Genomic DNA, 9558 nt, shown 5'->3' on the forward strand with positions numbered 1-9558 from the left:
CAGGCTCAGCCCGAACGGATTCTTGACTCAGGCCGAATGGTGTTTGCGCCGCAGCGCGGCCACCGCCGCCAGCAGCCCGAACAGCCAGCCGAAGCCGAGTGCGCCGCCGCCATCGTCGCCCGGCGGGTTGATCGGCGGATCGTTGCCCAGCCCGTTCGACGGCAGGTCCTGGCCCTGGGCCGCGGCGGCGCGCAGCGCCGGGGTGTCGATCACGACCGATGGCCAGTTCGGCGCGGTGTAGCCGGTCGGGTTCGCCGCGTACGCCAGGGCCTGCGCCGCATCCATCAGCCCGGCACCGCAGGTGCTCGTGGTGCAGAGGCAGCGGCCCGGGTTCGAGTTCGAACACGCGCCGATCACCGGCGACGTGACGTGTGGCCGCGCGCTGCGCTTGAGCCCGTCGATCATCTGCGCAGTCGTCAGGTTCGGATTCACGCTGACCATCAGGCTCAGCACGCCRGACACCAGCGGCGTCGCGAAGCTGGTGCCGAACTCGTTGGCGTAGATCGGCGTGCCGGGGGTGCTGAATCCGCCGTTGCTGATCGTCAGCAGGCCGTCGTCGTTGATCGTGTTGCCCCACGCGCCGATCTGCGAGGTGTCGCCACCGACCGTGGCGATCTGGATGCTGGGACCAAGGTTCGAGTAGCTGGCCTTGAAGCCGTCGCGGTTCACCGCGGCGACGCCGACCACGCCGCTGCAGTTGGCCGGGCGCGTCACCTTGCCGCTCTCGTTGCCGGCGGGGGCGACGACGACGGCGTTCACCGTGGCCAGGTCGTTGATCGCGCTCTGGTAGGCGGCATTGCAGTCGTTGCTGCCGCCGAAGCTCAGGTTGATCACGCGCGCGGGGTGCGGGTTGAGCGGCGCGCCGCTCACCTGCAGCCCTGCCGCCCAGCGCATGCCGTCGACGATGTCGCCGACCGTCGCACCGCACTTGCCGGAGATGCGCACCGGCAGCACCCGGCTGGTCCAGTTGACGCCGGCCACGCCGGTGCCGTCATTGCTGGATGCGGCCGCGATGCCGGCCGTCGTGGTGCCATGCCACGAGCTGTCTTCGACGCCGCAGCCGGCAAACGCTGCATTGCTCAGATCGGCTTGCGTGACCCAATCTCCAGGGTCGCTCGGATCGGTGTCCCAGCCGTCGCCATCGTTCGCGTACTCGATCTCCGAGACGAAATCGCGGCCCGGCCAGTAGCGCGCCGCCGACAGGTCCGGGTGCGTGGTGACGCCCGAATCGAGGATCGCGATCGTGACCGCGGCATTGCCTTGCGTCGTGTCCCAGGCGAGCTGCACACCCGGCACGCCGCGCATCCGGTCGCTCGCTACGTTCGCGTTCGACCCGCTGACCGGCTGCAACCACCACTGCCCGGTGGAGCTGACGGTTTTCGGGAAGCGCGGATCGTTCGGCAGCGCCAGCCGGCGCTCCAGGTCGTTGGTGACGACCCACTCGACCTCCGGCTGGGCCCGCACCTGGGCGGCCATCGTCGCGGCTTCACCGGCCGACAGCACGTGGTCGAAATCGACCCGCTGCGCCGCGCGCCCGTTCGGCGAGATCTTCAGCGGCGCGAGGCCGGAGGCGCGCATCACGCCCTGCAGCCGCTCGGTGCCCGCCTTCGTGGTGCCGAGCGCCGCGGCCTGTTCGTGCGACGGCGCGTCCTTCAGCTTCACCAGCAGACCGAGCGCGCGGGGCGCCGGCGAGGTGGCCGGCAGGAAGCGGTCCGGCAGGGGCGTTGCCGCAGCGGCATGGCCGGCGGCCAGGGTCCCGAGCACCACGAGGGTGCTGGAGAAGGTCAGGAAGTGGCGCATGGGGATGTCTCCGTCGAGCGGAGATCATGCCCCAATGCGGGGCCTCAAGTTGTGTGCAAGGGTCTTCAGCGGCGACGCGTGCGCCACGGCTGCTGCAGCGCCAGCACCGCTGCGAGCAGCCCGGCCAGCCACGGCCAGCCGAGGGCGCCGCCGCCGCTGTCGCCGCTGGGGGCGGAGGCGCTCGGGGTCGTCGGCGTGGTCGGCGTCGAGGCAGCCGTCACGGTGACCGAGGCGGTGCTGGTCGCCTGGTGCGCGGCGTCGTCGGTGACGGTCAGGCTCACGGTGAAACTGCCGGCCGCCGTCGTCGCGACCGTCGCGGTCGCGGCATTGGTGGCACTGGTGAAGCTCGCGATGTTGCTGCCGGCGGTGAGCGTCCACTGGTAGCCGGTGATGGCGTGGCCGGCCGGCGCCGACGAGCCGCTGCCGCTCAACGTGATCGTCGAACCGGCGGCGACGCTGCCGGAGCCGGCATCGATGCGCGCCACCGCCTGGGCCACGGCCGCCACCGCCGCGCCGGCGTCCAGCAGGCCGGCACCGCAGGTGGCCGTCGTGCAGTAGCACTCGCCGGACTGCGCGGTCGCGTTCGGCGCATGGCAGGCCGCGACGCCGGTTCCGGCGCCGGTGGTGGGGAACGCGCGCGCCGTGCTCTTCAGCGCGCTGATCGCCTGCGCCGGCGTCAGTGCCGGATCGGCCGAGAACATCAGGCCCAGCGTGCCGGCCACCAGCGGTGTCGAGAAGCTGGTGCCGAGCGAGGTGTTGCTGCCGTCGGAATAGGTGCTGGTGCCCGGGCCGGTGGTGCCGGTGTTGGTGGTCGTCAGGATCGGGTACAGGCAGGCGCCGGTGGTGTTGACACAGTTGCCCGCCGGCGCGGCGATCGCAACCTCTGGCCCGAGGCTGGAGTAGCCGACCTTGGTGCCGGTGTGGCGCACGCCGGCCACGCCGACGACGCCCGGGCAGTTGGCCGGCACGTTGACCGCGAGGCCATCGTTGCCGGCGGCCGCGACGACGACGACGCCGGCGGTGGTCAGCTCGGTGATCGCGTCCTTGTAGGCCAGCGAGCAGCTGCCCTCGCCGCCGAGGCTCAGGCTCAGCACCTTGGCCGGGTTCGGGTTGGTGGTGACGCCGGGCACCGTGAAGCCGGCGGCCCAGCGCATCGCTGCGATGATGTCGCTGTCAGAACCGCCGCACTTGCCGAGCACGCGCACCGGCAGCAGCTTCACGTCACGGCCGATGCTGGCCATGCCGACGCCGTTGTTGGTCGACGCACCGACCAGGCCGGCCGTCTGCGTGCCGTGCCAGCTGCTGTCCTCGGCGCCGCAACCGGCAAAGTCGCCGCTCGCGTCCTCGGCCGAGGTGATCCAGTCGCCGGGGTCGCTCGGGTCGCTGTCGCGGCCGCCGCCATCGTTCGCGGTGGCGGCATCGCTGATGAAGTCGTAGCCCGGCAGCAGCTTGCTGGCGAGCTCCGGGTGGTCAGTGCGGATGCCGGTGTCCAGCACCGCGACGACGACGCTGCTGCTGCCGGTCGTGAGCGCCCAGGCCGTCTCGGCATTGATCGCCGAGACCACGCTGCCGCTCGATGCGCGCAGGTACCACTGGCCGACGGTCGGCGACACGCTCGCGCCGCCGGCATACAGCGGATCGTTCGGTGCCGCGAAGGCGCGGCGGCGGCCGTCCGGCACGGCGTATTCGACATCGGACAAGGCCGACAGGCGTGCCGCGAGGTCCGCCGAGCTGAGGCCGCTCGCCTTCACGAGCTGGCTGCGGGCCGACAGCGCCTGGCCGTCGCTGAGCGCGAGGCCGACCCGCTGCGACAGCGCCTGCGCCTGCTGCGGTGCCGCCTGCGCGCTGCTGCTGCCGCCGCTCGCCACCGACAGCGCCCGCATCGCGCTCGAGTCCGCCTTGAACTTGACGATCACCCGTGCCTGCATCTCGGCGGGAATCTTGTGCACGGCAGGTGCACGCTCGGCCGCCGATGCCGCCGGTGCGAGTGACGCGGCCAGCAGCGAGGCGATGCAGGAGACGATGAGTCGCTTCATGGGACAACCTGGGAGGGGCGCGCAGCCCGGAGCGGCCAGTGTAGGCAGCCGCCTTGTGTCCAGGGGTGAACCGGACATCGGTTGACACGCATGGAGACAACTGCGTTTCAAGTGCCGTGAATATCCAACGGATCGCGGCCCCGGGGCCACGGGTCAGCGTTCGTAAAAGACGATCTGTCCCTTGTCGACCTTGCAATCGAACTCGACGCGGTTGCCCTCGTCGCCCGGCACCATGTAGTCGCGGTCCGGCACGAGCGTACGCAACCAGTCCGCGACCGGTTCGCCGCCCGCGCCTTCGACGGCCGTGATGACGTTGGGCGCCGCGGGCTGCCTGAAGACGAGGGTTGCCCGGATCGGGCAGATGCCGGTGCCCCAGTCGTTCGGTGCCAGTTTCGGCGGCGCAGCCGGTGTCTTGAAGGCGTAGAGGCCGAAGCCTTCCTTCTCGGGCAACTGGTAGGCACCCTTGACGCCGAAGTTCAGCCGCATCCGGAACAGCGTCTCGCGCTGGTTGGCCGCACAGCCGGTCCATTGCCGCACGAGAGGCAGCCAGAGCCGGGCATGACCCGGGCCGCCGGCCTCGCTGACGACGCGCACGTCGGTGACCGGCACCGCGCCCGGCCGCACATGCATCTGCAGCGTCACCCAGCCGGGACGCAGCAGCAGGCTGTTGTCGGCCTCCACCTCGTGCCCGATGGTCGGGCCGGTGGGCGGGCACCATCCGGACTCGTCAGCGGCCTGAGCTGCCGCCGCCGAGCCCGCGGCCACGCTGCACGCCAGGGCCAGCGCGAAGAGGCGCGAGTGCACCTGCGCTTACTTCGCGACCACGCGAACCATCTCGAGCACCTTGTTCGAGTAGCCCCATTCGTTGTCGTACCACGACACCAGCTTCACGAAGGTGCTGTCGAGCGCGATGCCGGCGTCGGCGTCGAAGATCGAGGTGCGCGGGTCGCCGCGGAAGTCGGTCGCGACGACCTTGTCCTCGGTGTAGCCGAGGATGCCCTTCAGCGCGCCTTCGGACTGCGCCTTGAACTCGGCGCAGATCTCCTTGTACGTCGCTTCCTTGTTCAGCTCGACGGTCAGGTCGACCACCGAAACGACCGAGGTCGGCACGCGGAAGGACATGCCGGTGATCTTCTTGTTCAGCTCGGGGATCACGATGCCGACGGCCTTGGCCGCGCCGGTCGACGACGGGATGATGTTCTCGAGGATGCCGCGGCCGCCGCGCCAGTCCTTGTTGCTCGGGCCGTCGACGGTCTTCTGCGTCGCGGTGGTGGCGTGCACGGTGGTCATCAGGCCGCGCTTGATGCCCCACTTGTCGTTCAGCACCTTGGCCAGCGGCGCCAGGCAGTTGGTCGTGCACGAGGCGTTGGAGATGATGTCCTCGCCCTTGTAGGTCTTGTCGTTGACGCCGAACACGAACATCGGCGTGTCGTCCTTCGACGGGCCGGTCATCACGACCTTCTTGCCGCCGGCGGCGATGTGCTTGGCGGCGGTGTCCTTGGTCAGGAAGATGCCGGTGCCCTCGACGATGATGTCGGCGCCGACCTCGCCCCACTTCAGCTCGGCCGGGTCCTTCACGGCGCTCAGGCGGATCTTCTTGCCATTGACGATCAGCGTGTTGCCGTCGACCGCCACCGTGCCGTCGAAGCGGCCGGCCACCGAGTCGTACTGCAGCATGTAGGCGAGGTAGTCAGGCTCGAGCAGGTCGTTGATCGCGACGACCTCGATGTCCTTGAAGTTCTGGATGGCCGCGCGGAACACCATGCGCCCGATGCGGCCGAAGCCGTTGATGCCGATCTTGATGGTCATGAGATGTCTCTCCAGTTAGCGCTTGCGGAAAATCGTGGGTGCCATTGTCGCCGCTCGGGGGATTCAGCGGAGATCAAGCTGGGTACAAGGCACCGACACCGTCATCGTCGAGCCCAGCACGTGGCTGAAGGCCTGGGGCGGCAGCTTCAGCGAGATGCCGCTCAGCCAGTCGAGGAAGGCGTCGCGGCGTGGATCGGCGACCCCGATTTCGCCGACCGAGTTTTTCAGGATCGGCTGGAACAGGCGCAGGCGAACGTCGAACGGGCATCCCATCGCATTGAAGTCGAAGTGGACGTGCTGCTCGTCGAGCTTGTCGATGGCCGGCACGAGCTGCTGCAGGCTGAGGTCCTTGAGGACGATCTGGCCCGGGCTGTCGAGCTCGAACGAGACTACCCGCAAGGTGCTGAGGGCCTGGTCCTCCCGCAGGCACGGCAGCCTCACCTGCGAGGCCCAACGGGTGACGGCCCTCTCGAAAGGGGGCGCGCCCACCTTGTGGACCACCTCCACCTCCGGCGGCCGGGTCGGCCCGTGGAAGGTCATCTTGACCAGCAGCACAGCGAACACGGCACCCCGATCCATCGCCTCGCGCGGAAACTCCAGCGGCTTCGCGGGGTAGCGCGGCCGGCAGGCCTCGGACTCGAGGTCGACGTCTTCCCCGCGCAAGTGGCGCCACGCCACCGGTTGCCCGTCGTCCGGCCTGAACGCGAACTCCTGGGTGGCCGTCACCGGGTCCGCGTCTTCCCGCAGGCACGGCAGCCGGTAGGCCGAGACGTAGTCTTCGACCAGGTCGTTGAATTCGCCAACGTCGGCGTAGGTGATGAAGCTGACCCGCGGCGCCTTCTGCGGGTGCTGGAACACCAGCCTGACCCGCACCACGCCCGACAGCCGGGCACGCCGTGCCGCTTCCGGATATTCGATCGGCTTGCGATCCGCTGCGGCGGGCGTCAGGCACGCGAACTCCGCCGGCTCCAGCAGCGTGAGCCCCGGCTCGGGCAGGGCCGGGGCGGCCTGCGCCGCCCATGCCGCCGACAGGCCGAGCAGCAGCCCGGCCAGCGCCCGCTTCATCAGCGGCCGAGCACGACACGCACGGTGTCGGCCACGTTCTCCGGCGTGAAGTGGAAGTGCTTGAACAGCACCGGCGCCGGTGCCGACTCGCCGTAGGTGTCGATGCCGACCACCGCGGCGCAGCCGTACTTCCACCAGCCGTCGCTCACGCCCATCTCGACCGCGATGCGCGGCAGGCCCTGCGGCAGCACGCTGGTCTTGTAGGCGGYGCTCTGGCGGTCGAACACCGAGGTGCTGGGCATGCTGACCACGCGCACCGCGATCGCGCCGTTCTCGGGCTTCGCGAGCAGCTGCTGCGCATGCAGCGCGAGCTGCACCTCGGAGCCGGTGGCGATGATCACCGCCTGCGCCTTCTTCTTCAGGCCCACCTCGCCCGGCTCGGCCAGCACGTAGCCGCCCTTGGCGATGGTGTCGACCGCGGCCTGCGGCTGGCCGGCCCCGAACTCGGCCTTCGGCGCATACGGCAGGTTCTGGCGCGACAGCAGCAGCGCGCTCGGGCGGCCCGGGTTGCCGATCGCGGCGCCCCACGCCACCGCGGTTTCGGCGGTGTCGGCCGGGCGCCAGACATCCAGCCCCGGGATCAGGCGCAGCGCCGCGGCATGCTCGACCGACTGGTGGGTCGGGCCGTCCTCGCCGAGGCCGATGCTGTCGTGCGTGAACACGTGGATCACGCGGATCTTCATCAGCGCGGCCATGCGGATCGCATTGCGGCTGTAGTCGCTGAAGGTCAGGAAGGTGCCGCCGTACGGGATGAAGCCGCCATGCAGCGCGATGCCGTTCATGATCGCGGCCATGCCGAACTCGCGCACGCCGTAGTTGATGTGGCGCCCGCCGTTCGGCGAGCCGTCGGCTTCCATGCGCAGCGGCGGCGTGCTGCTGGTGTTGGTCAGGTTCGAGCCGGTCAGGTCGGCGCTGCCGCCGAGCAGTTCGGGCAAGGCCTTCGTGAACGACTCCAGCGCGATCTGGCTGGCCTTGCGGCTGGCCACGTTCTCGGCCTTCGCGTTCGCGGCGACCGCGGCGTCGAGCAGCGTCTGCGCGAAGTTCTTCGGCAGCTCGTGGTCCATGCGGCGGATGAACTCGACCGCCAGTTCCGGGTAGGCCTTCGAGTAGGCCTCGAAGGCGTCGACCCACGCCGTCTCGTCAGCGAGGCCGGCCGGGCGGCTGTCCCACTGCTCGTAGGCCTGCTCGGGGATCACGAACGGCTCGTAGCTCCAGCCGAGGGCTTCGCGGGTCAGCTTGATCTCGTCGGCGCCCAGCGCCTCGCCGTGCGCCTTCGCGGTGCCGCCGCGGTTCGGCGAGCCCTTGCCGATGGTGGTCTTGCAGCAGATCAGCGTCGGCTTGTCCGCCTGCTTGGCCGCCTTGATCGCGGCATCGACCGCGCTCACGTCCTGGCCGTCGACCGCGGCGATCACGTTCCAGCCGTAGGCCTCGAAGCGCTTCGGGGTGTCGTCGATGAACCACGGTGCGACCTTGCCGTCGATCGAGATGCCGTTGTCGTCGTACAGCGCGATCAGCTTGTTCAGGCGCCAGGCGCCGGCCAGCGCGGCGGCCTCGTGGCTGATGCCTTCCATCAGGCAGCCGTCGCCGAGGAACACGTAGGTGTGGTGGTCGACGATGGCGTGGCCGTCGCGGTTGAATTCCTTCGCGAGCAGCTTCTCGGCCAGCGCCATGCCGACCGCGTTGGTGACGCCCTGGCCGAGCGGGCCGGTGGTGGTCTCGACGCCCGGCGTGTAGCCCACTTCGGGGTGGCCGGGGGTCTTGCTGTGCAGCTGGCGGAAGTTGCGCAGCTCGCTCATCGGCAGGTCGTAGCCGGTCAGGTGCAGCAGCGCGTACAGGATCATCGACGCGTGGCCGTTGCTCRGCACGAAGCGGTCGCGGTTGGCCCAGTGCGGGTTGGCCGGGTTGTGGCGCAGGTGGCGGCCCCACAGTGCGACCGCCATGTCGGCCATGCCCATCGGGGCGCCCGGGTGGCCGGAATTGGCCTGCTGGACGGCGTCCATCGCCAAGGCGCGGATGGCGTTCGCCATCAAGGTGGTGTCGTGGGCGGGGGCAGTCATGCCGGGCGGCTCCTGGGTTGGGTTCGGGAAGGTCGCGTGAGGGCGCGGGGGCGGAAGCGGCGCATTTTWGGCGCCGCCGATAATCCCGCCGATGCAAGGCCTGCACCTCACCGCCGACCTGCGCGGCTGCGCCCCCGGCAACCCCGCGATGACCGAGCCCGACGCGTTGCGGCGGCGCTGCCTCGCGGCCGTCGCGGCCGCGGCGCTGCAGCCGGTCGGCGAACTGTTCCATCGCTTCCCGGCGCCGGGCGGGGTCACCGGCGTCGTGCTGCTGGCCGAATCGCACCTCGCGGTGCACACCTGGCCCGAACTGGCGGCGGTGACGCTGGACGTCTACGTCTGCAACCTCGGCGCCGACAACTCGGCCAAGGCGCAGGCGCTGCTCGATGCGCTGCTCGGCGTGTTCGAGCCAGCCCGGATCGAGCGCCAATCGCTGCTGCGGGGTACCGAATGAAACGCGGAATGAAAGCCATCATCCTGGCCGCCGGCCGCGGCGAACGCATGCGGCCGCTGACCGATGCGACGCCGAAACCCCTGTTGCCGGTGCACGGCAAGCCGCTGATCGAATGGCACCTGGAAGCGCTGGCGCGCGATGGCGTGCGCGACGTGGTGATCAATACCGCGTGGCTGGAGGATCTGATCCCGGGCGCGCTCGGCGACGGCAGCCGCTGGGGCCTGCGCATCCGCTACTCGATGGAGGGCCGCGACCACGGTGGCGCGCTCGAGACGGCCGGCGGCATCGCGAAGGCGCTGCCGCTGCTGGTCGATGGCCCGGACGAGTGCTTCTGGGT

The 9558-nt window shown here is 70.2% G+C and carries 8 protein-coding genes; 2 read left to right on the top strand and 6 right to left on the bottom strand.

Annotation, left to right across the window (positions count from 1 at the left end; all coding sequences use genetic code 11):
• Positions 1–27 precede the first annotated feature (27 nt).
• The 6 genes from AC1D01_RS10610 to tkt all read right to left on the bottom strand — a co-directional run bounded on the left by AC1D01_RS10610 (position 28) and on the right by tkt (position 8767).
• Complete coding sequence (locus tag AC1D01_RS10610) at positions 28–1800, bottom strand: S8 family peptidase (RefSeq protein WP_477865998.1); 1773 nt, start codon at positions 1798–1800, stop codon at positions 28–30.
• A gap of 65 nt (positions 1801–1865) precedes the next feature.
• A complete protein-coding gene (locus AC1D01_RS10615) occupies positions 1866–3836 on the bottom strand; it encodes a S8 family peptidase (RefSeq protein WP_477865999.1) in 1971 nt (656 codons plus the stop codon).
• Between the two features lie 153 nt (positions 3837–3989).
• Entirely contained in the window at positions 3990–4601 is a 612-nt protein-coding gene (locus tag AC1D01_RS10620; protein ID WP_477866000.1) for a P-loop NTPase family protein, read from the bottom strand.
• A gap of 45 nt (positions 4602–4646) precedes the next feature.
• A complete protein-coding gene (gene gap, locus AC1D01_RS10625) occupies positions 4647–5645 on the bottom strand; it encodes a type I glyceraldehyde-3-phosphate dehydrogenase (protein WP_477866001.1) in 999 nt (332 codons plus the stop codon).
• A 63-nt stretch (positions 5646–5708) separates the two neighbouring features.
• The gene (locus tag AC1D01_RS10630) at positions 5709–6710 is read right to left on the bottom strand and encodes an energy transducer TonB (RefSeq protein WP_477866002.1); all 1002 of its coding nucleotides are present in this window, start codon (positions 6708–6710) and stop codon (positions 5709–5711) included.
• The gene (tkt, locus tag AC1D01_RS10635; protein ID WP_477866003.1) at positions 6710–8767 is read right to left on the bottom strand and encodes a transketolase; all 2058 of its coding nucleotides are present in this window, start codon (positions 8765–8767) and stop codon (positions 6710–6712) included. The genes AC1D01_RS10630 and tkt overlap by 1 nt, the downstream gene beginning before the upstream one ends.
• A gap of 91 nt (positions 8768–8858) precedes the next feature.
• Here tkt and speD point away from each other — a divergent pair, with 91 nt between their 5' ends.
• Both speD and AC1D01_RS10645 read left to right on the top strand, forming a co-directional pair.
• Entirely contained in the window at positions 8859–9221 is a 363-nt protein-coding gene (speD, locus tag AC1D01_RS10640) for an adenosylmethionine decarboxylase (RefSeq protein WP_477866004.1), read from the top strand.
• 8 nt (positions 9222–9229) lie between these two features.
• On the top strand, positions 9230–9558 hold a 329-nt coding region (locus AC1D01_RS10645), incomplete at its 3' end, for a nucleotidyltransferase family protein (RefSeq protein ID WP_477866005.1).

The organism is Rhizobacter sp. P3_B12, assembly GCF_056402895.1.